The following is a 22,326-nucleotide window of genomic DNA, read 5'->3' on the forward strand; positions in this document are numbered from 1 at the left end:
CCCAAAAGTTTCCCCTTTATTTCATTGACCTGCACAAATTAATCTTTTTAAGATTTAATTCTGTCTTTATGAAAACAAAAGGGCCAACCAATTGTCTATCCCCACTTTTTAAGAATTCATTTCCCTATCTGTTTATCCTGTTATTTAGCCTGGGTACTTTTCAGGCAGTTGCTCAAAATTATGAGACAACGGGAGCATCCACCAACTGGAATGACCCGGCTGCATGGATCTGCTCCGGAGGAGGGTGTAATAGCAGACCTTTTCCGAACCGAAACGTGTCCGGTTCCACCATTACCATCAAACACGATATTAATTATACGGACAATCAGCCCATCAATCTGGGAAACCGTTCTACATTAATAATAAACGGTGCCGATTTTATGAACAGCAGCAATCTGAATGTTGCTGCCGGGGCACTGGTCCAGGCAAACCGGGCTTTTGTAAGCATTGGCCCCGGGGTCCTTAATGTAGATGGGCGGATTGAACTTACCAATGCCATCTTCGAGAAAGACGGCAATGTTGTGAACAACAGCGATATCAGCCTAAATAATGCCTGTTTTACGCTGCTCTCCGGTAACTTTAATAACTATGGCTCCCTGTCTGGGGTAGGCGGCGTTAAAGTACTGGCTGGGAATACCAATAATTTTGCAAGCTGGGGTACAGGTGTCCTGTATTACTATTCCGGAAACGGCAGTGGCCTGCCTGGGACACCAAGTACTATAGAAGATGTTGATGTGATTTGCGCCTGTGCCCTCAGTAATGTGGGAGATGTGGCTCCTTCTCTTGATGCCAGTGCCAGAACCACCTTTTGTTCCAACGAAACCGTGCCGGCTCTCAGCACTTTTATCAGCAGTGCCACGCCTTCAGGCACTGAGCTTCTCTGGAGTATTGGTTCGGATCCCTTTGTTGTGAGTGACCGGTTGACCCAGGCTGCAGCGGCTAACCCTGGAGCAGGAACCTATTACGGGTTTTTCTACGATGCGGTCAATAACTGCGCAAGCCCTGTTGCCAGCCTTACTATTGAGGTGAATTCCGAGATCACCGTTGAGGTGAACAGCGAGGATATTTACCAGGGGGACAGTGTAACCCTTACGGCCTCCCCGGGCGGAGGTAACGGAAACTACACTTATCTGTGGAGTAACGGTGCAGATACCCAGAGCATTACGGTAAGCCCGGAAACAACCACAGCATATACGGTTACAGTCAGTGATAACTTCAATACAAGTATTGATGCAATTTGCAGCAATACTGCCATTAGCACAGTTACCGTAAACCCTGCCATCACGGTATCGGTAAACAGTTTTTCGATTTACCAGGGGGAAAGTGCTACCCTTACGGCAAGCCCTGAAGGGGGTAACGGCAACTACAGTTACCTTTGGAGTAACGGTGCAGATAGCCCGAGCATTACCGTGAGCCCTGATGTTAGCACGGAATATACGGTAACGGTAAGCGATAACTTTGTAACGACAACAGGTACGGTTTCCAGCGGAAGCGGAAGCGGTATGGTAACCGTAAACCCCACCATTTTGGTTACGGTAAACAGTGCTTCCATCTACCAGGGGGAAAGCGTTACCCTTACGGCGAGCCCTGAAGGGGGCAACGGGAACTATATTTATGCCTGGAGCAACGGAGCAGATACCCCAAGCATAACCGTGAGCCCTGATGTTAGCACTGAATATTCTGTAGTGGTCAGTGATGATTTTGTAACCAGCTCCGGAACGGTTTCCAGCGGAAATGGAACCGCTACGGTAACAGTTAACCCTACCATTACGGTATCTGTCAATAGTCCTTCAATTTGTAATGGGGAGAATGTTATTCTAACGGCAAGCCCTGAAGGGGGTAACGGGAATTATATTTATTTGTGGAGCAACGGAGCGACCACCCAGAGTATCACTGTAGAACCTTCAATACAAACCGAATATACGGTAACGGTAAGCGATAATTTCACAACCACTTCGGGTGTGGTCTCCAGTGGGAATGCCGTAGCGACGGTAACCGTAAACAATTGCGACATCGATCCGGGCTATGAATTTTTTGCCTTGAAAACAGAGAGTTGCATCGGGGCTGCCCTGATCACCCTGTTCGAAACCTACGATCCTTTGACAGGGGAATACAATGAGTTCCTCTACAGGGTAGAGAATGACAGGGTACGAATCGAGATTGTAGTTCAGGGTACCGCTGCGGATTATACATTACTGAAGAACATACTTCAAACGGACTACCAGATCAATAATTTTATTATTTCCGAATCTGAGGATTTACTTACAAACCTAAGGGTTCTTACCGTAGATTTTGAAATAGCAGAACTTCCGAATTTATGTAATTACATCCAAATCAATCAGGTGTATGCAAGTATCCCTGCAGTAAACAATCAGGGGCTGGTAGATAACCAGGGAGATTTCGCCCAGAATTCAGACCTGGCCCGGCTGGGGTGGAATTTATCGGGGACAGGACTGAAAATTGGTGTTATTTCCGATAGTTTTAATAAGTTATTGGGGTACCAGGCCGATATAGACAGTGGTGACTTACCGCCTAACGTAACTATCCTGGGAGGCGATTTGACCGGTGGTGGTACGGACGAGGGAAGAGCAATGATGCAACTTATTCACGATGTAGCCCCGGGGGCTGAGTTGTACTTCTCAACCGGTTTTGAATCTAAAGGGGACATGGCGAACAAGATTACCGCAATGGCTCCCATTGTTGATATTTTGGTAGACGACATCACTTATATCAATTCCTCTTATTTCGAGGATGGTATTTTGGCTCAGGCTGTGGAGGCTGCCATAGGAAGCGGTGTTCAATACTTTACTTCCGCCGGGAACTTCTGGGACAGATCCTACGAGGCCACCTTTACCCCGGCAGCTGCACCCAATGACAACCGACATGATTTTCAGGGCCCCGGGGGTACCTATCTGCAACGGCTCGATCTGGGAGTAGGGGTTTATATTATAGGATTGCAGTGGGAAGACAATATCTACTCCCTCAATGCTGTTGGGGCTGAGGTAGACATGGATTTCTATCTGACGGACGCCAACGGAAACAAACAATACGGATTTAACCGGAATAATCTGGGGGCAGACCCTATCGAGATTATGCCTTTTGTGGTCAATACGCCAACTACCACCTACCTCATGGTGGAAAAAGCCGCGGGGATACCTAACCCCCGCTTTAAATACATTGTATTCAGGGCCGGAGAGGATAATTTATTCCAGGCCACCCCGGCAGCTACAGGGTCTACGGTTTTTGGGCATGCTAACACTGAGAATGTTACAGCTGTGGGCGCAGTCCGATATGACAACACACCCTATGCCGGAAATGCATTGGCAGCTCAGGCTTCCTCTTCCCTGGGTGGCTTAATAATCAATAATGAGAACCGGAACCAGCCCACATTGATGGCTCCGACCGGTGTTGATAATACTTTTTTCGGATTCGATTATGAAGAAGACGATGGACCGCCCAACTTTTTTGGTACCTCAGCCTCGGCCCCTTTGCTGGCGGCGGGTGCTGCCCTGGTAGAAGAGGCGAAAGCAAATTTTCTGAATAATCCTGCAGATACGGCCTATAATACCAGGGATATCCTGATCGCTACAGCTGCAGATATGGACACTCCTGGTTGGGATTCAAAAACAGGCTATGGTTTTGCGTATATCGATGCAGCCGTTGCCTCATTTTCGAGCCCTTCCCCAAATATAGAAAGGTTCCTCTTTGATTTACAGGGCACAGCCGTTATTGGAAGTGATACTTTTACCTTAATTGTTGATGGGGATTCATTCAGTGAATCATCCACGGTATATTTCCGGGATGAGCCCCAGGTAACCGAATTCGTAGATAGCAACACCCTGAAATTTACAGTTCCTGATTTTGGAACCGGAAATCCTCCCATCTATGTTCTCACGGACCCCAAGGAGGATGAGTTCGGAACGGTGATAACCAACGGAACCGATGGAGGGCAGTCCGAAACACTGAACCTGCTGGACGTTCAGCCTGTTGAAGTAACCCTGAAACCTGATAATACCTCCAGATTCTTTGCCACACAAAACCCCGGTCCGGAAACACTGACCTGGACCGCTACTAAAATTGATCCGGTTACAGAGGCCCCGGTTTCCCTTTCTGATGCGGAAATTGCGCTTCTCGCTCCTTCCGTTATGGTAAGCATTCCTGATGCCGTTCCCGGCTCCAATGTGGGTATTTATGAAATCAGGCTTGAACTCGATGATCAAACCCTGGACACCGGTCTCCAGGAATTATATACCTTCACTATTGACCCCGGTATACTTTCTGTGGATCCCCTTCCCGTAACCATTACTCCTGTGATATCCCCACCAGAAGGTGCCAGCAGCATTGTATATGGAGATGGCGTGCCAGTGATTACCTATGACTATACCTATGGCGTTCCGGGGGAAACCTCTGTTACAGTAGATGGGGCAACCACAGGGACCTTCCAGGAGAATCACGTTAATGGCCTTGGCTTTGCCAATGGCGGTCTGGGTTTTGCCAACGGAGGTCTGGGCTTTGTTAACCGGGGCCTTGGCTTTGCCAATGGCGGCCTGGGAATTGCCAATGACGGGGAACTGCTGATCAATGGCCTTGGCTTTGCCAATACCAGCTTCTGGGTTTCTGAGTCCACCATAGCCAGTGCGTCAGACTTTCTGAGTAACGGCCTTGGCTTTGCCAATGGAGAAGACGCAACGGGTCAGAAACTTATAGAAATAGGGGAGGACCTGTTCATTAAAACAGAACTTGAAAACCAACAAATTACTACCTCCGAGATTACCAATGGGCTCGGGATGGTTAGTGGTCTCGGCTTTGCCAATGGCCTGGGCATAGCCAATGGTGGCCTCGGCTTTGCGAACGGCCTGGGCTTTGCGAATAATACGGTGTACCTGAATGGCCTTGGCTTTGCCAACGGCGGCCTCGGTTTTGCCAACGGCGGCCTGGGTTTTGCCAATGGCGGGCTGGGGATTGCCAATAGCGATTTTGAAACCGTCTTGACTGCTTTTGAGAATTCCCTGGTCCTTTTCAATGTGGAGGATGATCTTTCAGATACAGAACCTGGCGAGATCATAACGGTTTACCCGATAACTGTCCTTACCGGATTGGGCGCCGGAACCCAATGGGTGATACCGGGTACCATAATTGATGACAACTATGTGGTTTATTCCCAGCCGGCTCCTTTCATTGTGGAAGCGGCTAGCATTCAGGTAACTACAGAAAATGTCAATGCTGAGTACGGTACCCTCCCTTCGGAGTTTACTATAGACCAAACCAATCTGGATCCGCAATTCAGGTATCTGGATGCATTTGACAATGTATTCCCTGAAGGGCTGACCGTTGGGGTGGACTGTACAAATTGCGGCGTAGCCGGCAGCCCCTACGAGATATCAGCATCTGCCACCGGGGTTTCCGAGAACTATATTTATGAATATGTTCCTTCAGGTAACCTGACCGTTCTTCCATTCGAATTAACGGCAACCGCAGTAGATGGCAGCATTACCTATGGGGATGCCGGTCCGTTTGATTTTGGAATCACCCTCAGCAGGAATGCAGACCCGCAATGGGATGGTGTCCTGCCGTATTCAGAAACACTTACAGATCTCTTAGGAGCCAGTTATTCATTCAGTCCGTCTGATGGTTGCAACCTCGGAGATCCGCTGAGCCCGGGTACCAATCAGTACCCTCTAACGCTTGTTTCGCAGGCAAACCCTAATTATACAGTGACCCCCGTTACCGGAACACTAACCGTGAACCAGGCTCCTCTCGATCTTAGGGTGGAAGGTATTGCCTGGATAAACGAAGGAGATGCCACCCCCGGCAGCTTCGATTTTGTTGTGAGTGCGGCAAACAATACCCTATTATGCCCTTCCGATCCGGATCCTGGTCTTAGTAACTTTACATTTACAATTTATCAAAATGGGGTCCCCGTTACTGCTAATCCGCTGCCTGCAGGTACGTATCAGGTAGGAATAGAGGGAAGTGCCTCCCTGCCGGCAGGCTATGAAAATTATTTCCTCCGGGAGATAACGGAATTCGCCACTCTGGTTGTTAACCCATTTGTGGGCTGTAACGACAGGATCAGCTTAACGGATATCTGTAAAACGGATCTCGGTCCTGGAATGGTTGAAGTATGCTTTACATACGTGAATTCGACTCCATTTGATATTTACATTCCTTACAACACCCGGGAGAACCAATTCAAAGGCCGCAGTAATATTATAGGTGGGGATACGCCTCCATCGCTGTTCCCGGCCAATACGACGGGTCAGATCTGCCTTATCACAAACGGGGACGACATTCAATGGCAGGTAATCACGCTGGGCTGTAATAGTGCCTCCAAGTCCGCCAACGGATCCAATGCAGACCCCTGTAGTTTCAACTTTACGGCAGACCTTACGGAGATGGAAAGCAGCACACTCAATACGGAACCGGTGGCCAACCATTACCCGAACCCGGCCTCTGACTACCTGTACATTTACACGGGGGAAAGCGATGCACCTCTGAGCGTATATATTTATGATGAGGTAGGACGCTTGCTCTTTAATAGGGACTATTCCGTTTTAGGCCTGAATGAAGTTTCTGTAGACATCGCCTCTCTGAAATCAGGAATCCTTTTTGTGCGAACCCAGCAGGGGACAATAGAAGAAGTGTTCAGGATTATCAAGGAGTAACAATTCCAAAATTAATATCTTAGGGAGTCTGTAGTTTAACTACGGACTCCTTTTTTTTGTTATGAACAAACGTTTTATTCTTATCGTTTTGCTGCTCTTGTCCTTTTATTCCTGTAAGGAAATGCAAAAGGACAGGCAGCCGGATACCTCAAGAAGTTTAACAGAGACCCACCGTCCAAAATTCCATTTCACCCCAGCCGCAGCCTGGATGAATGACCCCAACGGGATGTACTATCTGGGCGGGACCTACCACCTGAGTTACCAGTACTACCCGGACAGCACGGTATGGGGGCCTATGCACTGGGGACATGCCACTTCCAGAGACCTGGTTTCCTGGGAAGAACAAGCGGTCATCCTGTATCCGGATTCCCTCGGCTATATTTTTTCCGGATCTGCAGTTGTAGATACCCAAAACACCTCTGGTTTTGGCTCAAAGGATTCCATACCGGTAGTGGCAGCCTTTACGCACCACAACCCCGAGGGGGAACAGGCAGGGATTCAGGATTTTCAATACCAGAGCCTGGCCTATAGTCTTGATAAAGGTTATACCTGGACCAAATACGAAGGGAACCCCGTATTGAAAAACAACACCGGAATACGTGATTTTCGGGACCCGAAACTCGTCTGGCATGCCGAAAGCTCCCAATGGATCATGGCCCTGGCCGTTTACGACCGGGTACAGTTCTACGGCTCGGAAAACCTCAGGCAGTGGCAGTATCTGTCAGAATTCGGGATTGAGGGGGATACCCGCCTCTGGGAATGCCCGGATCTGTTTCCGCTGAAGGTGGCAGACGGCGAAGAAACCAAATGGGTTCTAATTGTATCCATACAACAGCAGGGCCCCAATGGAGGCACCGGAACTTCTTATTTTGTCGGGGATTTTGACGGGACTGCCTTTACTGCTGAATCCAGGCAGCAATGGCTGGATTGGGGGGCTGACAATTACGCCTTTGTAACCTGGGACAATGCCCCGGTGGATCAAAGCCGGCGGTTAGGGATTGGCTGGATGAGCAACTGGCAGTACGCCCAGGAAGTCCCTACGGAAAAATGGCGCTCGGCCATGACGTTACCAAGGGAATTAACTCTGCACAGGGCTGATGACCGCTATTACCTGAAGTCTCTACCGGTTGAAACCTTAAGTAAATTGCGTTCGGCGGAAACGAAAATCTCACCAGAAATTATAAGCAAGAAAAAAGAACTGCAGGGAAATTTTCTGGTTTCCCAGTCTGAAATGCAGCTGCTCATAGACCTTGATAAAACCACGGCAAATGAATTTGGCATTACCTTTTCTAATGAAGAAGGGGAGGTATTAAAAGTTGCTTTTTACCCGGCTGAAAATTTGATAAGGGTAGATCGGCGGCAGTCTGGCCCTGAAGGTTTTTCGGACTCCTTTTTTAAGGGCCCGCACACAGCCCCTCTGCAAATGCAGGGCGGGCTACTGGATCTTCAATTCTTCTCAGATGTCACCTCCCTGGAGTTGTTTGCCCTGGAGGGAGCCCTTAATTTTACCGATATCTTTTTTCCTTCCAGCCCCTATTCCCGTGTAACCCTATGGTCAAAACAGGGGGATTTGGTTCTCGTAGGGGGGAGGGTATACGGCCTGAACAGTTTCCGGGGAGATCCCTGGCCCTAAAACTGAGAAATACCTTTATTTTCAACAAATTCCGCTGTATCCGCCTGATAATTGTCATAGCGTGCACAGGGCTTATAGATTACTTTTAGTAGTGGTATGGCACAGGCAGCGTTTATCAAAAACCAGATATACCTCTTTCTCAATGAGATCGGGGAACTATCTCATTTCGCCGGTCGTTTTTTCAGGGAAGTAGCCCGCCCGCCTTTTGAAATGCGTGAGTTTTTCAGGCAGTGTTACCAGATGGGAAACCGCTCATTAATGCTGGTACTGGTCACCTGCTTTATCATTGGCATGGTGCTAACCCTCCAATCCCGGCCCACCCTCCTGGAATTTGGGGCTGAGTCCTGGATGCCGAATATGGTGGGGATTTCCATAGTCCGTGAAATAGGGCCTGTTTTAACCGCCCTGATCTGTGCGGGCCGAATAGCCTCCGGAATTGGGGCGGAATTGGGCTCTATGCGGGTTACCGAACAAATTGACGCCATGGAAGTTTCGGGTACCAACCCTTTTAAATATTTGGTGGTGACCCGTATCCTTGCCACAACCCTCATGTTGCCACTTCTGGTCTTTTTTGGGGACCTTATAGCCCTTTATGGTTCCGCAATGGTTGAAAACTTTAAGGGGGCCATGAGTTATCAGTTTTATTTTGACCGTGTTTTTGAAGCCCTGTCATTCGGAGATCTCATACCGGCAACCATCAAATCCTTCTTTTTTGGGTTTGTAATTGGCCTGGTGGGTTGCTATAAGGGGTATAATTGTAAAAAAGGAACCGCAGGCGTTGGGAAGGCTGCTAATACTGCGGTAGTAACCGCTTCCCTGTTGCTGTTCTTTGTAGACTTTATGGCCGTTTTTGTCTCTGATATCTTTTATGATTTGTAAGTATGGATCAAGAGCTGAAATATCGAACTGAATCAACCGAAACTGCAGCAAAGAAGGCCGTCATCGCCATTCGGGACCTGCATAAAAGTTTTGGCACCACACAGGTGCTGAAGGGGTTTAACCTTACCCTGTATGAAGGGGAAAACCTGGTGGTGATGGGCAAATCAGGTTCGGGAAAATCGGTAATGATAAAATGCCTGATTGGCCTCATGCAGGCGGATGCGGGACAGATAGAAGTGCTGGGTCAGGATATTTTAAAACTCAGCCGGACAGAGCTGGACCATTTGCGGTCGGATGTTGGATTTCTGTTTCAGGGAAGTGCTTTATACGATTCTATGACTGTAAGGGAGAATCTCGAATTTCCTATGCGGCGCCACCGGCAGAAGTTGGGGGCATTTAAAGATACCCTGCCGCTGGTAGAGGAGGCCCTTGAAAATGTTGGTCTCAAACACGCAATTGACCTGATGCCGGCCGAATTGTCGGGTGGAATGAAGCGCAGGGTGGCCCTGGCCCGTACCCTTATCCTCAAGCCCAAGGTGATCCTTTACGACGAGCCTACCAGCGGTCTGGATCCGATTACATCAAAGGAAATTATCAATCTGATGCGGAGGATTCAGCATACCTATGGGACCTCATCCCTTATTATCACACATGATGTGGATTGTGCCCGGGTCATTTCCGAAAGAATTGTGCTCCTGGTAGACGGGATCAATTATGCCGAAGGATCCTATGAAGAATTATCGGCAAGTCCGGATCCTAAAATAGAAGCTTTCTTTAAAAAATAAAGAGATGAAAAACGAAAAGGGTACTTATGTTAAGCTGGGACTGTTTGTAATTGCGGGCAGCATCATCATGATGGTTGGCGCTTATATGTTGGGTAACCAACAGAATATGTTCAGCAAAACCTTTGAAATCACGACTCGCTTTAAAAATGTAAACGGCCTTCAGGAAGGCAATAATGTCCGGTTTTCAGGAATTCAGGTGGGAACGGTAAGTAAGATAGTCATGGAGAATGATACAAGTGTACGCGTTCATATGATTATTGAAGAATCGATCCGGCAGCACCTTCGTAAAAATGCTGTAGCTATGGTCGGCTCTGACGGCCTCGTGGGGAGTATGCTCATAAATATCGTACCGGGGAAAGGTTCTGCGGCAGCGATAGCGGAAGGGGATACTATTCAGAGTTATAGCAGGATTACTACACAGGATATGCTCACCACGCTGAATGTGACAAATGAGAATGCAGCTTTATTAACTTCCGACCTTCTCACAATTACCGGAAACCTTAAAAATGGTTCTGGGGTACTGGGTCATTTGATGAACGACAGTCTGATGGCAAAGGATCTGCGGGAAGGTCTGCGCAATCTGAATGCAGCTTCACGACAGGCAGTTCATGCCCTCAACCGGATGAACAGGATGATAGCAGATATGAATTTTGAAGAAAGTGCAGCTTCTCTTATCCTCAGCGATACGGTCTTCAGAAAACAAATAGAAGACATTGTGGTTAGCCTGGACAGTTCAAGCAGAGATATACGGGAATTAAGCAGAGAATTGAAAACCATAACGGAAAACATAAATGAAGGGGAAGGCACCCTTGGGATGATCCTGAAAGATTCTTTAGTAGCGGATCAGTTTCGCCACACCCTGAAATATCTGGATTCCGGGATGGTAAAGTTTGATCAGAACATGGATGCCCTGCAACACAATTTTCTGACCCGAAGGTATTTCCGCAAATTGGCCCGTAAGGAGGCCAGGGACCGTAAAAAGCAATAATTAGTCTACAAAAAAACCGCTCCGGATTCATACCGGAGCGGTTTCCGACAGATAAAGTGACTAAAACTTTAGCCCTGTCTGTGGCTAAAAATGGTAATCGGAAGTTAGAAAAACACTGACATGCAAAATACCCCGTAACCTATCCGCCTCTTAGAGGAAATTACCATTTTCATCCATTTTCACTTTCAATTTTTTATCCCCGTTTTCAAGGGTAAGTTTGTATTTTTTGTCCACTCCTTTGGCTTCGTGGTAATAAACCACGTAGGCATCCTCGGTAATTGTCCAACCAGGGAATCGATCCATTACAGCTTCCTTGACAGATATCGGAAGATTGACGTTTTTGAATCGTTCAACGGTGCGGATTATTTTACCATCCTTATCATAGGCGGCCAAAATTTTTCCCTCAGGGATATAGAAATTGATTTGATAGTAATCATAATCATCCTGATAATAGTCAGAATCCTTTAAATTGAATGCAGCCACTTTCTTTTGCAGCATTTCAACGGGGATAGCAGCTGGTTCCTCAGAATTCATGCTATTCAGGTATTTGTAATTGGTAGCATAAACGGTTACCTCGGAGAGTTTTTCCGTTTTGATAATTTGTGCGAGAGCAGGGCCGGTCAACCCTAAACATAACAGACCTAAAACAATTTTTTTCATGGTAATAGCATTTTACAATTAATAATTCCCAATTATGGGCACTTATTTAAAGCTACTATTGAATGCGCAGTACGACAATGACCTGTATCAGCCGCGGCAGATCATTGCGTAAGGTTGAACCTTCGGATTTCCCATTGTTCCGGACTGGTCCGAACGGCGATGAGGTCCTTATTCAGAACTTTGGTGTGGATCTCGGGGCGCTCATACCTCCTTTTGGACATCAGTATGTTTTGCCGCTCGGTAACCGGCCATACCATTTCCCCTTTGGTATTCAGGACCACTTCCGTAAAAGTCTGGTCATAAATGTTTAACTGAAAATCACTTTTTCCCCTGAAGGTCTTTTTAAAATAAATACCGACAGCAAGGCCATCCTTAAATTCAGTTACATTCAGGTATTCAGGGCTAATGGCAACTTTTCCCTGCCGGTTGATAAAACCGTACAGGGGGATGTCTTCTTCGCCTGAAATTTTAAAAGGACAAAGACCATTATTAAAGCGGGGATATTCTATTTGTCCGATTCCTGATGTTGCGTTTTCTTCCTGTGTATTCCAGATAAGATCATCCCGAAATTCTATTACCAGTTTTCCGGAGGTGTCTATAAACCCCCATTGATTCCCTCTGCGAACCGCTGCCAGGCCATCATGGAAGGGAGTTACTTCGTCCAGGTTTTCAACCACCGGGGTATTTATTTCCTTCACCGATTGAGATACTGCCATAAAAGGCAGGGCTAGTAGGGTTGTTGTTATAATAAAATATCGTAGCATAACTTTTGATTTTAAGATTTATGGCAAGTTAGTTTTCCGTAAAATGGTATAAAATGATTACGGTCATCCCGGGGCTGTTTGTTGCCTGGTTTAGAACATGAGATTGGAATAGATCATGAATTTCAGGTCTTTGGGGAGCGAGTCCCTGATATCCTCCAGTTCCCCGAGGGATACGTATTTCCTTAAAAACATAAAGGTGAGCTGCAGGTACTTTTCTGCTTCCTCGTCCTCATCGCCGAAATCATTGGCCGCGGCTCCTCTCTGATGTGTTCTGAGCAGTTCAATAAATTCTTCCATCTTCCTGATTTTCTCTGGACGCCTCCTGCCGGACCATCCATTTACATAGACGGCCTTCAGGAACATAGGGAGCTGGGCCATAAATTGAAGGGATTCCGCGAAGGGTATGATATCTCGCAGTGAATGCAGAATGGCAGAAAGCATCCGCCCTGCTTTGTCGTAATCATTACCAAGGCCCAAATGTTCTGTATAGGCTTTGATGAAGGTATTTCCTTCTGTTGCGTACTGGTTAAAATTCAGAGACATGATCTTTGCTTTTAAATGAAACTAGAGCAAAGTTCTGTATTTGAATTAAGGTCTGAAATGATTTGGATCATCGCCGGGGCATACCGCGCACTTTCAATTGCTGGCTTCTGACTGTTCAGCCATAATGATCTTCAAGCCGGAAGAGGTGCCAATTCTGCTGGCTCCGGCTGCAATAAAGGCCCTGGCCGTTTCCAGGTCCCGAATACCCCCTGAAGCTTTTACCTGCACTTGATTTCCAACGATTTCCTTCATGAGACGTACGTCTTTAAGGGTAGCCCCGCCGTGCCCGAAGCCGGTCGAGGTCTTTACAAAATTCCAGCCGTGTTCAGCGGCCAGTTCGCAGCATCGGATTATTTCATCCCGCTCGAGATAAGCCGTTTCCAGAATAAGCTTTAAGCTGGCTTCAGGGGCTATGGCGCGAAGTAAAAGGAGTTCTTCCCCAATCTTTTCCCAGTGGGCAGACTTGATCCACCCCAGGTTTACAACAATGTCTAATTCCGCTGCTCCTTGTTTTAGATAGGTTTCAGCCTCGAAGGCTTTTACAGCGGCGGGTGTAGCCCCTAATGGAAAACCACAGACCACGGCCAAAAGGACCGGAGTGCCCTGCAAGAGGGATTGTGCCAGGGGCAGATAACTCCCATGGACACAAACCGCTTTAAAATTGTGTTTTATGGCTTCGGCGCACAGTTTTTCAATGTCGGAAACCGTTGCATCCGGGCGAAGGAGGGTATGATCGATAAAGGACGCAAGTGAGGTTTGACTGGAATCGGGCATGGATGAGGTTTTGGTTTATCCTAAAATAAGGAATATCGTCCATAACCGGCTACAGTTTCCTTAAAGGACTGACAGATATCATGGCAGGTGATGTTAATCAGATTTACCTTTAAGATACCTTCAATATACCATGCGATGAAAAATATTTTAATCCCTACCGACTTTTCTAACAATGCCTGGCATGCCATAGCTTATACGGTTAACCTCTTTAAGGAGGAGACCTGTAATTTTTTCTTGCTGCATACCTATTCTCCGGCTTTCTATCGTCTGGATTATGTAATGGGCGGACCTGAATTCAGCGCTATTCCAGATGTTGGGGTGGATATTTCCATTATGGGGCTGGAGAAGACCCTGGAAGACCTGAAAAAACATCATTACAACCCCAGGCACCGCTATGAAACCATTTCATCTTTCAATACACTCACGGATGAAATAGCTGAATTGGTGAATAAGAAGCAATTGGATCTGATCGCCATGGGAACCAAAGGCGCCAGCGGGGTAAAGGAATTGTTCCTGGGCTCCAATACAGTTTTTGTAATCCGGAAAGCTACAATTCCGGTTATGGCAATTCCTGAAAAGGTGGCGTATCACCCTATAAGGAACATCTTATTTCCAAGCGATTACCAAAACAAATATCGAAAGGAAGATTTGGTGCCTGTATTGCAGCTGGCCCGAATGCATTACTCAAATATTATCCTATTACATGTAAAGGAAGAACCGGAGCTGAGCGATACTCAGAAAGATAATAAAGCCCATCTGGAGCGATGCATGGAAGAAATACCATACCAGACATGCGAAGTGTCTGATGAGGATATGCCCGAGGCCATCCTTAATTATATAGACGAGCATGCCATAGATTTATTGGTGATGATGAACAAGCACCACTCCTTTTTCGATCGGCTGCTTACCCGCCCCAATCTGGATCGGATTGGATTTCACGTATCCATTCCTTTACTGGTAGTCCCGGATTCCACCTCAAAAGAATAAAACCTCCCTCATGAAAACAATCCTGATCCCCACAGACTTTTCAAGAAATGCCTGGAACGCCCTTTTTACGCTCCTGAAGCTTTTTACACACCAGCAGGCCCGCATCCTGATTCTGAACACTTACGAACCGCAGCTTGCCAATCTGCTCGGCGATCGTTCCGAATTGCGACTGGGGGCTATCTATGAGTCATTGGAAAAAGAATCCCGGGAACAGATGCAGGATTTGCTCGGGTATCTGCAGCGAAACCACCATAATCCCAGGCATCAGTTTGAGGCCATCCACCGATCAGGGGATTTGTTGCAGGCCATTCGTGCTCTGACAAAGGAGTACCCTGTTGACCTTATTGTAATGGGCACTCAGGGGGCTACAGGAGCCAAAAAGGTTTTTCTGGGGAGCAATACGGTACGCGTACTGAAAGCCATACGAAATAAACCCCTCTTGGTAGTTCCGGAGGACTTTGATTTTCAGCAATTGCGTACAGTGGTCTTCCCGACCGATTATATAAAGTATTACGAACCCTATGAAATCAGTATCCTGCTGGATTTGGTAAAAGTATGGGATGCCAGGCTACAAATCGTATATGTGGGCTCGGAATTCAAAATGACCTCCAATCAGGAGTCTCATCAAAAACTGCTTTCAGCCAAATTAAAGGGTATCCCCCATAGTTTTGTGAACCAAAAACTGCAGGGGAGCGTAGCTGATACGATCAAGGACTACGCGGAAAAAAAGGATGCAGAACTCATTGCGCTCGTTCATTACAAGCACAGTATTCTTGAGGTGTTAACCCATAACCCAGTCTCGGAAAGAATAGCTTTTGAAACCCGGATCCCGCTATTAGTCTTACCCGAACTGAAACGGGATTAGAAGAAAAGGCTTTGCAGGTTTTTTTCATTAAAGCTCAACAGAGGGATACTGCTACTGGAGGCCATTCGTTTTACGGTGTCCCGATGGAACCATTTTTTCAACAGTCCTTTTTGTGCCCTTTCAAGCATGGCGATCAGTCCGGCATGGACTTGTTCGGAATACTGCTTCAGGCTACCCGCCACATCGGCTGACTCCAGGACTTCAAATCTGATTTTATCGTAATTGATGCGTTTTTTGAGCATTTCTTTAAACCACTCCATTTGAGAGGCTCCGGAATATTTTTTGTCCATAGAAATATGAATGACCGTGATTTCCGCATCAAAGGTTTTCGCCATGGCAACAACCTTTTCAAGCGCCTTGAGGTCTTCCAGTTCAAAATCAGTGGCATAGACCAGTCTTTTAACCCCGTGTAATTCAAAACCACTGGGGACCGTCAGAACCGGGCAGGGGGACTTTTCAATGAGTTTTTTGGCCGTACTGCCTATAAAGGTGTCTTTGATGGCATTTTCACCTTTCATCCCTACAATAATCATCCTTACATGCCAGTCTGTAGCTTTTGCTATAATGCCGGAGTGAATAGACATATTCTCTACCGGGTCAATAATCAGTTCCGGCAGTTTTTTGATGTCAGACAACTGCTTTTCGCAAAATTCAGTTAGCCGCTTTCTTTCAGTGACAAGGGCATCTTTCCGAAGCTCTGGAAAAGTTTGTTCCAGCTGAGTACCCAATATGGTGGGTACATCATAGACGTGGGTGACTACTAACCTCATATCTAGCTGGCGACTTAATGATGCCGCGTATTTAAGGGCACTTTGAGAAGCTTTGGAAAAGTCGGTGGCATATAGGATTGATTTCATCGCAATTAAGTTTATGTTGATTAAAGGTACTTTCGGGTACTACAATCACAAATGATTTGTATCATGCCATATAGCGGAGAACCTGAATCGGAGGGATGGAATTGTAAGAACCGAAATGTCTGAAGGCCCTTTTGCTCCTCTGAGGAATGGATTACCTTTGGCGTGAAAAGCGCAGTAAACATATTATGAATAAAGCCATCTACATCGCAACTATAGAAGCCAACAGCGGGAAATCAATTGTTTCCCTGGGTCTGATGCGATTACTTTTGGGAAAAATGGCCCGGGTGGGCTATTTCAGGCCCATCATTAACGACTACCCTAAAGGAAAACGCGATAACCATATAGAGACGGTATTGTCCTATTTTCAGATCCCTATGGATTACGAAGAAGCCTTTGCCTGTACCCGTTCAGAAGTGGTTCAGAAGAACAGCCGGAATCAGGAAGATGAGGTGCTGGATCTGATCATAAAGAAGTATAAGGCAATTGAGAGCCGATTTGATTTTGTATTGGTAGAGGGAACAGATTTCAGTGGTGAGGGAGCCATAATTGAATGGGACTTTAATGTCCTGATGGCCAAGAACCTCGGCATTCCCACGGTGATCATATCCAGTGGGGTTGGGAAAACGCTTACCGAATTTGTAAATTCCCTGGTACTGGCCTGTGATTCCTTTAAAGACAAGGGAGTTGAGGTCCTGATGGTGGTTGCCAATAAGATCCAGCCTGAAAACAGGGAATTAATACTTGAAAACCTGGGCAGGGAACTCTCCGATACGGTCCTCATCGGGGCGATTCCTTTAAACCCTATACTGGGCAATCCGAGTGTACGTGAAATTTCGGAAGCTATTGGGGGGAAGGTGCTATTTGGAGAAAAGCACCTGGACAACCAGGCGGGGCATTACGGAGTAGGGGCCATGCAATTGCGGAATTACCTGACCCATCTGGAAAGGGATGCTCTGGTTATTACCCCGGGTGACCGGGCCGATATCATACTGGGAGCCCTTCAGGCAAATATTTCCTCCAATTATCCCAACGTATCCGGCATCGTCCTTACTGGGGGCTTAATTCCCGAAGATACTATCATAAAACTCATTGAAGGTCTTTCCGACGTGGTTCCCATCATCTCGGTTCCTAACGGTACCTTTTCGGTAACCAACGAGGTAGGGGCCATTCAACCGCAGATATATGCGGCAAACCAGCTTAAAATAGAACATTCCTTAAAGGACTTTTCCAATTTTATTCCGGAAGATGCCATGGCAGAACGCCTGATCACATTCAAAGCAAACGGGATTACCCCCAGAATGTTCCAGTACAACCTGCTTAAAAAAGCACAGGCTGATAAAAAACATATCGTTCTCCCGGAAGGTATCGATGAACGTATTCTCAGGGCGGCCCGTGACCTTACGGTAAGCCGGGCAGTAGAATTAACCCTGCTGGGAGACCCTGAACAGATAATGCAGCGGCTCAATGTTATGAGCCTGGACCTGGATCTGGAACAGGTTCATTTGGTTAACCCCAGGAGTTCAGAGCATTTTGAGGCCTATGCAGAAAAACTCTACGAATTGCGCAAGCATAAAAATATGGATCTGGCCACAGCCAGGGACCTGATGGCCGATGTTTCCTATTTTGGGACCATGATGGTATTTCTAGGGCATGCAGACGGGATGGTTTCCGGGGCCATGCATACTACCCAGCACACTATTCGGCCTGCATTGCAGTTTGTCAAGACCCGCCCCGGGGTATCCCTGGTATCTTCAGTCTTTTTTATGTGTCTTCCAGACCGGGTTACAGTTTTCGGAGATTGCGCTATCAACCCGAACCCAACAGCTCCGCAACTGGCGGAAATTGCAATTTCCTCAGCAGATACCGCTATTGCATTCGGGATAGAGGCCAGGGTGGCCATGCTGTCCTATTCTTCCGGAGCATCTGGTCAGGGAATAGATGTGGATAAGGTTCGCGAGGCTACCCGCCTGGTAAGGGAGGCCAGACCTGATCTGAAGGTGGAAGGCCCTATTCAGTACGACGCTGCGGTTGACCTGAAAGTAGGTAAAAGTAAATTGCCTGATTCAGAGGTCGCAGGGAGGGCTACGGTTTTTGTTTTTCCGGATCTGAATACGGGAAATAACACCTATAAGGCAGTGCAAAGGGAAACCGGTGCCCTTGCCATAGGACCCATCCTTCAGGGGCTGAATAAACCTGTTAATGATCTGAGCCGCGGCTGCACTGAGGAAGATATTTTTAATACCGTTATTATTACCGCTATTCAGGCACAGGAGGGGATTTAAAAAAGGCAATAAGCATATACCATGGGAGTACAAATACTGATACTGAATTCCGGGAGTTCTTCCCTGAAATTTCAATTGATTCGCATGCCTGAGGAGGAAACTGTCTGCAAAGGTCTGGTAGAGCGAATCGGCTCGGAGAATTCCCGGTTAAGCCTGGACTATGGCGGGCATACCTACCTGTCTGAAAAGCCCGTTCGCGATCACCGGAACGCCCTTGGAGATATTGTTGAAAACCTGCTGGCACCGGAGCCGGGTATTCTTAAGTCTCCTGATGCTATCAGTGCGGTGGGGCACAGGGTAGTCCACGGAGGGGACCGTTTTTCAGAAACCACACAAATTGATGCCTCTGTTAAAGAGGAAATCGGCAAATTGGCGCATCTGGCACCGCTGCATAACCCGCCTAACCTTTTAGGCATAGAAGTGGCGGAAGCCTGTTTTCCCAATGCCCGGCAATTTGCTGTTTTCGACACCGCCTTTCATCAATCCATCCCGCTAAAGGCCAGAAAATATGCCATTCCTTCAGAGCTGTTTGAAAAACACGGAATACAGGTCTACGGTTTTCACGGGACCAGCCATAAATACGTAAGCGGTCAATTGAAACCACTATTGCCCGGGCAACACCGCCTGATCAGTCTGCATCTGGGAAACGGATGCAGTGCAACGGCTATTATAGACGGCAAAAGTGTTGACCACAGCCTGGGGTTTACGCCATCAAACGGGTTGATAATGGGATCAAGAGCCGGGGATATCGATCAGGGGGTTATTTTCTACCTGGTTTCACATTTGGGCTACCCCCTGGAGAAAGTAAAGCAAATGCTCAGTAGTGAAAGCGGTATGCTGGGTCTTACCGGGTATAGTGACTTGCGGGATATCCAAAAGGCTGCGGCATCCGGCGATATGGATTGCAAACTGGCCCTCGAAATGAATGCGTACCGGATCAAGAAGTATATAGGTGCTTATACGGCCGTGATGAATGGCCTGGACGGCCTGGTTTTTACAGCCGGGATAGGGGAACATTCCGCTTTGTTGCGAGCCATGGTCTGTTCCGATATGGAATACCTGGGAATCCGCCTGGACAAGGAAAAAAACCAGAAGCCTGGCAAGGGTCTGCAGGCCCTGCATCATAAAGACTCAAAAGTCAGTATATGGGTAGTTCCTACCAATGAAGAACTTCAAATTGCCAGGGAAGTTTTCCAAAAGCTGTAAGCAGATCCTGCTGAAGTAAGTTCATATTTGAGCTGGTTCACCATTTCTTGGCGTAGCCAAATACCATTTTTTTAAACTCCCTGAAATCCTTCAGGAACAATTCAATTTTTCCTTTTAGTTTTCGGTGTTGTTCCCTATAGTTATAGTCAGCAATGCCGGGTTCTCTCTTATTTATCCGGCTCAGCAGTTTTTCGTGCCTTATGATCTCCTCAGACAGGTACTCAAACAGCATTTTATGGACCTGATCCATTTGCCTCAGTATTTGGGAATAGGCATTGTCCGGGTAGGTTTCCACAACTCTTCCGGCCAGCAGTTTTTCAAAGAAGCGGGTTTCATCTTTCAGAAATGCGATGGTATCCAGCCATTCCTTGCTCTCCTGGTGCAATTCCTCCAGGCCACCCGATAGCAGGTAATCGGTACGGGACACTAATTTTTTTGTTTCCATGGTACTAGTATTAATTATCAAACAATTGGTCCTCAAGTGAGGCCTTCATAAGTCTGCGGGCATTTTCAATCATGTCTGAGATAAGTTTTTTTGGCAGGTTTTTTATCATTGAGATTTCATCCAGGTTAAAGAGCTGTTCAGTTGCCAGTTCAAAAACGGAGCGGGTATCAGGGGGCATGGCATACAAGAGGCTCTTTAGAGACTCCTGAATCTTTTCCTTTCCGGGAGCTGTTTCCGTAAGGGCCATAAGGTCTTCATGCGCATCATCCAGAAAGATATTCTTCAGCAGATAGTGATGGTCCTTATAGGAGAGATCATCCAATTCCTCAATCATCACCAGATCTCCGTCGCCATCGGTACTAAAAGCTTCTTCCAGGGATTCCATTTCTGCCCGGTAGTAATCATCTATATTGTCATAATTGGTTGCCTCAAAAATTTCTTCCAGTTCCATATCGTCCAGCAGTTTTTCGGCTTGTCTGAACAACCAGGGGTGGAACTCCTCTTTCCGGCTTACTTCGTCGAGATGGTCGTATACCTCTATGAACAACTGGTCGAAAAAATCGTCAGGACGGTACTTATTGTGCGATATAACTCCCTTGGCCAGTGCCAGCCTGAGGCTTCGGGTGATGTATCTTTTGACCTCAGGTAATACGCGCAGTAGTTTTTCATTGAAAGCCTTTTGTGCCCCTGAGGCTTTTAGTGTTTTCAGTTCCTCCAGGCTATCCGCCACCAGATGGTGAAAGGCTGCCTGGCGTTTGTCGTAAAGAAGCGTGTCTTTCATGGTAGTAGTATTTTGGACCGAAACCTAATTTCGTCAAATAAGGGCAGGAATAAAATGATCTTTATCAGCCGGGTACTTACTTAGTTAATACTTTTATTCGCTTTTTAGGGTGTTTTTTGAGGCCCCCTAAGGAAAGGCTATTTCCCATTTCCCATTACGGATTACTATTTTGGCAGGAGTTCCTGCAAAATCTGATAAGTGCCCGGTCAGGAATGACCCAGGTCATTTCCCAGAAGTACCTTCTCAACTAATTTTACACTTAGATAATTTAGTAATCCTTTAAATCCAGAAGTCATGAAAAACGATAGCGGAACTATTTTCTTAGCATTATTAGGCGGAGCTGCAATAGGCGCTGGCCTGGGTATTTTGTATGCACCTGATGAAGGCAAGAATACCAGAAAAAAAATTAAAAACAGTATTGAGAAAACCGGTCATGAAATTACCGAAAGACTTTCTCATGCCAAAGAAGAACTTACCAAGTCTGCCAAAGAAAAAAAAGAGGAATTTGAGCACAAACTTGAAGAAACTCTGAGTCATATGAGCTATAAAGCCGATGACATCATAGCAGGCCTGGAAAGGAAACTTGAAGACTTGCGTAAAAAGAATGCACAACTTCAGAAATAAGCACTATGGAGGCTCCGGCAGTAAAAGATGAGGTATTCAAGGTAGCAGAAGAGGCTCAGTCCTATATTCAATTGAGTACGGAATATATACGATTAAAAGGCTTTAAATTAAGCCTGCAATTCGTCTCCATTCTGGGGAAAATCACTATGGTAGCCCTGTTGGGATTACTGACCTTATTTTTCCTTTCTCTTTCTGCTGCCTGGGCCCTTGGGGCCTGGTCCGGCAGCCTCGTTTACGGTTTTCTTTTAGTGGGCGGGATTTTTGCAGTATTGACCTTTATAGGCTATCTGCTTAGAGATCGTTTGGAAAAACCATTACTCAGGGCATTTTCAGAACTATATTTTAAGGATCATGAATAGTCGGTTTTCAACTTTTGAGGAAATAGATAATCGCTTGAAGATAATTGACCTGCAAAGGCAAATCAGTATCGAGCATATGCGCCTTGCCATACGGGATGCAGGTGCAAACCTTCTTAAAAAGGGTCTGGTCTACAGTATTCGTCCGGCCCTGACTTCTCTGGCATTATCCTGGACTCTTAAAAAAATCAGACAAAAGATCCAGCGCATTGAAGAATAAAAAGGCCTGACC

Annotated in this window: 19 protein-coding genes; 12 read left to right on the forward strand and 7 right to left on the reverse strand. The window is 46.7% G+C overall.

The genetic code is table 11. From position 1 onward, the window contains the following. Positions 1-68 precede the first annotated feature (68 nt). From ACT6NV_RS09380 to ACT6NV_RS09400, 5 genes are all read left to right on the forward strand, one after another. Positions 69-6,665, forward strand: a complete 6,597-nt coding sequence (locus ACT6NV_RS09380; protein WP_445384212.1) for a T9SS type A sorting domain-containing protein — start codon at positions 69-71, stop codon at positions 6,663-6,665. Positions 6,666-6,726: 61 nt separating this feature from the next. After that, positions 6,727-8,298, forward strand: coding sequence for a glycoside hydrolase family 32 protein (locus ACT6NV_RS09385; protein WP_445384213.1), 1,572 nt, complete (start codon positions 6,727-6,729; stop codon positions 8,296-8,298). Positions 8,299-8,394: 96 nt separating this feature from the next. Then, entirely contained in the window at positions 8,395-9,177 is a 783-nt protein-coding gene (locus tag ACT6NV_RS09390) for an MlaE family ABC transporter permease (protein WP_445384214.1), read from the forward strand. Positions 9,178-9,179: 2 nt separating this feature from the next. Then, positions 9,180-9,962, forward strand: a complete 783-nt coding sequence (locus tag ACT6NV_RS09395) for an ABC transporter ATP-binding protein (RefSeq protein ID WP_445384215.1) — start codon at positions 9,180-9,182, stop codon at positions 9,960-9,962. A 4-nt stretch (positions 9,963-9,966) separates the two neighbouring features. After that, positions 9,967-10,950 carry an MlaD family protein gene (locus tag ACT6NV_RS09400; RefSeq protein ID WP_445384216.1) on the forward strand — a complete coding sequence of 328 codons (984 nt, stop codon included), beginning with the start codon at positions 9,967-9,969 and terminating at the stop codon, positions 10,948-10,950. Positions 10,951-11,100: 150 nt separating this feature from the next. Here ACT6NV_RS09400 and ACT6NV_RS09405 read toward each other — a convergent pair whose 3' ends face one another. The 4 genes from ACT6NV_RS09405 to deoC form a co-directional block, all read right to left on the reverse strand. Further along, on the reverse strand, positions 11,101-11,610 hold the full coding sequence (locus tag ACT6NV_RS09405; RefSeq protein WP_445384217.1) for a nicotinate-nucleotide adenylyltransferase: 510 nt from the start codon (positions 11,608-11,610) through the stop codon (positions 11,101-11,103). 101 nt (positions 11,611-11,711) lie between these two features. Continuing rightward, positions 11,712-12,326 carry a WG repeat-containing protein gene (locus tag ACT6NV_RS09410; RefSeq protein WP_445384218.1) on the reverse strand — a complete coding sequence of 205 codons (615 nt, stop codon included), beginning with the start codon at positions 12,324-12,326 and terminating at the stop codon, positions 11,712-11,714. Positions 12,327-12,464: 138 nt separating this feature from the next. After that, entirely contained in the window at positions 12,465-12,917 is a 453-nt protein-coding gene (locus tag ACT6NV_RS09415) for a DUF2267 domain-containing protein (protein WP_445384219.1), read from the reverse strand. A 93-nt stretch (positions 12,918-13,010) separates the two neighbouring features. Further along, entirely contained in the window at positions 13,011-13,691 is a 681-nt protein-coding gene (gene deoC / locus ACT6NV_RS09420; RefSeq protein ID WP_445384220.1) for a deoxyribose-phosphate aldolase, read from the reverse strand. A 135-nt stretch (positions 13,692-13,826) separates the two neighbouring features. Between deoC and ACT6NV_RS09425 the strand changes: the two genes are divergently transcribed. After that, the gene (locus ACT6NV_RS09425) at positions 13,827-14,678 is read left to right on the forward strand and encodes a universal stress protein (RefSeq protein WP_445384221.1); all 852 of its coding nucleotides are present in this window, start codon (positions 13,827-13,829) and stop codon (positions 14,676-14,678) included. A gap of 10 nt (positions 14,679-14,688) precedes the next feature. After that, positions 14,689-15,543 carry a universal stress protein gene (locus ACT6NV_RS09430; protein ID WP_445384222.1) on the forward strand — a complete coding sequence of 285 codons (855 nt, stop codon included), beginning with the start codon at positions 14,689-14,691 and terminating at the stop codon, positions 15,541-15,543. Here ACT6NV_RS09430 and ACT6NV_RS09435 read toward each other — a convergent pair. Beyond that, positions 15,540-16,400, reverse strand: a complete 861-nt coding sequence (locus ACT6NV_RS09435; RefSeq protein WP_445384223.1) for a universal stress protein — start codon at positions 16,398-16,400, stop codon at positions 15,540-15,542. The genes ACT6NV_RS09430 and ACT6NV_RS09435 overlap by 4 nt on opposite strands. Positions 16,401-16,585: 185 nt before the next feature. Here ACT6NV_RS09435 and pta point away from each other — a divergent pair, with 185 nt between their 5' ends. Beyond that, positions 16,586-18,682 (forward strand): phosphate acetyltransferase, encoded by a 2,097-nt coding sequence (pta, locus tag ACT6NV_RS09440; RefSeq protein ID WP_445384224.1) that lies wholly within the window; start codon positions 16,586-16,588, stop codon positions 18,680-18,682. A 21-nt stretch (positions 18,683-18,703) separates the two neighbouring features. Next, the gene (locus ACT6NV_RS09445; protein ID WP_445384225.1) at positions 18,704-19,888 is read left to right on the forward strand and encodes an acetate/propionate family kinase; all 1,185 of its coding nucleotides are present in this window, start codon (positions 18,704-18,706) and stop codon (positions 19,886-19,888) included. Between the two features lie 37 nt (positions 19,889-19,925). On the opposite strand, the gene ACT6NV_RS09450 is transcribed toward ACT6NV_RS09445, so the two are convergent. Both ACT6NV_RS09450 and ACT6NV_RS09455 read right to left on the reverse strand, forming a co-directional pair. Then, positions 19,926-20,333 carry a hypothetical protein gene (locus ACT6NV_RS09450; RefSeq protein WP_445384226.1) on the reverse strand — a complete coding sequence of 136 codons (408 nt, stop codon included), beginning with the start codon at positions 20,331-20,333 and terminating at the stop codon, positions 19,926-19,928. A gap of 10 nt (positions 20,334-20,343) precedes the next feature. Continuing rightward, positions 20,344-21,114, reverse strand: coding sequence for a sigma-70 family RNA polymerase sigma factor (locus tag ACT6NV_RS09455; RefSeq protein WP_445384227.1), 771 nt, complete (start codon positions 21,112-21,114; stop codon positions 20,344-20,346). A 294-nt stretch (positions 21,115-21,408) separates the two neighbouring features. Here ACT6NV_RS09455 and ACT6NV_RS09460 point away from each other — a divergent pair, with 294 nt between their 5' ends. The 3 genes from ACT6NV_RS09460 to ACT6NV_RS09470 are packed head-to-tail and all read left to right on the forward strand — an operon-like array spanning position 21,409 to position 22,314. Continuing rightward, on the forward strand, positions 21,409-21,738 hold the full coding sequence (locus ACT6NV_RS09460; protein WP_445384228.1) for a YtxH domain-containing protein: 330 nt from the start codon (positions 21,409-21,411) through the stop codon (positions 21,736-21,738). A 5-nt stretch (positions 21,739-21,743) separates the two neighbouring features. Next, positions 21,744-22,097: a hypothetical protein gene (locus ACT6NV_RS09465; RefSeq protein WP_445384229.1), complete on the forward strand. Its 354-nt coding sequence runs from the start codon at positions 21,744-21,746 to the stop codon at positions 22,095-22,097. Further along, positions 22,090-22,314: a hypothetical protein gene (locus ACT6NV_RS09470; protein ID WP_445384230.1), complete on the forward strand. Its 225-nt coding sequence runs from the start codon at positions 22,090-22,092 to the stop codon at positions 22,312-22,314. The genes ACT6NV_RS09465 and ACT6NV_RS09470 overlap by 8 nt, the downstream gene beginning before the upstream one ends. The last annotated feature ends 12 nt before the right edge of the window (positions 22,315-22,326 follow it).

It is taken from the genome of Robiginitalea insularis (assembly GCF_052497835.1).

Bases quoted from the DNA above. Each gene is read 5' to 3' on its own strand.
- ACT6NV_RS09380 (WP_445384212.1), top strand. From the start codon at position 69: ATGAAAACAAAAGGGCCAACCAATTGTCTATCCCCACTTTTTAAGAAT.
- ACT6NV_RS09385 (WP_445384213.1), top strand. From the start codon at position 6,727: ATGAACAAACGTTTTATTCTTATCGTTTTGCTGCTCTTGTCCTTTTAT.
- ACT6NV_RS09390 (WP_445384214.1), top strand. From the start codon at position 8,395: ATGGCACAGGCAGCGTTTATCAAAAACCAGATATACCTCTTTCTCAAT.
- ACT6NV_RS09395 (WP_445384215.1), top strand. From the start codon at position 9,180: ATGGATCAAGAGCTGAAATATCGAACTGAATCAACCGAAACTGCAGCA.
- ACT6NV_RS09400 (WP_445384216.1), top strand. From the start codon at position 9,967: ATGAAAAACGAAAAGGGTACTTATGTTAAGCTGGGACTGTTTGTAATT.
- ACT6NV_RS09405 (WP_445384217.1), bottom strand. From the start codon at position 11,610: ATGAAAAAAATTGTTTTAGGTCTGTTATGTTTAGGGTTGACCGGCCCT.
- ACT6NV_RS09410 (WP_445384218.1), bottom strand. From the start codon at position 12,326: ATGGCAGTATCTCAATCGGTGAAGGAAATAAATACCCCGGTGGTTGAA.
- ACT6NV_RS09415 (WP_445384219.1), bottom strand. From the start codon at position 12,917: ATGTCTCTGAATTTTAACCAGTACGCAACAGAAGGAAATACCTTCATC.
- deoC (WP_445384220.1), bottom strand. From the start codon at position 13,691: ATGCCCGATTCCAGTCAAACCTCACTTGCGTCCTTTATCGATCATACC.
- ACT6NV_RS09425 (WP_445384221.1), top strand. From the start codon at position 13,827: ATGAAAAATATTTTAATCCCTACCGACTTTTCTAACAATGCCTGGCAT.
- ACT6NV_RS09430 (WP_445384222.1), top strand. From the start codon at position 14,689: ATGAAAACAATCCTGATCCCCACAGACTTTTCAAGAAATGCCTGGAAC.
- ACT6NV_RS09435 (WP_445384223.1), bottom strand. From the start codon at position 16,400: ATGAAATCAATCCTATATGCCACCGACTTTTCCAAAGCTTCTCAAAGT.
- pta (WP_445384224.1), top strand. From the start codon at position 16,586: ATGAATAAAGCCATCTACATCGCAACTATAGAAGCCAACAGCGGGAAA.
- ACT6NV_RS09445 (WP_445384225.1), top strand. From the start codon at position 18,704: ATGGGAGTACAAATACTGATACTGAATTCCGGGAGTTCTTCCCTGAAA.
- ACT6NV_RS09450 (WP_445384226.1), bottom strand. From the start codon at position 20,333: ATGGAAACAAAAAAATTAGTGTCCCGTACCGATTACCTGCTATCGGGT.
- ACT6NV_RS09455 (WP_445384227.1), bottom strand. From the start codon at position 21,114: ATGAAAGACACGCTTCTTTACGACAAACGCCAGGCAGCCTTTCACCAT.
- ACT6NV_RS09460 (WP_445384228.1), top strand. From the start codon at position 21,409: ATGAAAAACGATAGCGGAACTATTTTCTTAGCATTATTAGGCGGAGCT.
- ACT6NV_RS09465 (WP_445384229.1), top strand. From the start codon at position 21,744: ATGGAGGCTCCGGCAGTAAAAGATGAGGTATTCAAGGTAGCAGAAGAG.
- ACT6NV_RS09470 (WP_445384230.1), top strand. From the start codon at position 22,090: ATGAATAGTCGGTTTTCAACTTTTGAGGAAATAGATAATCGCTTGAAG.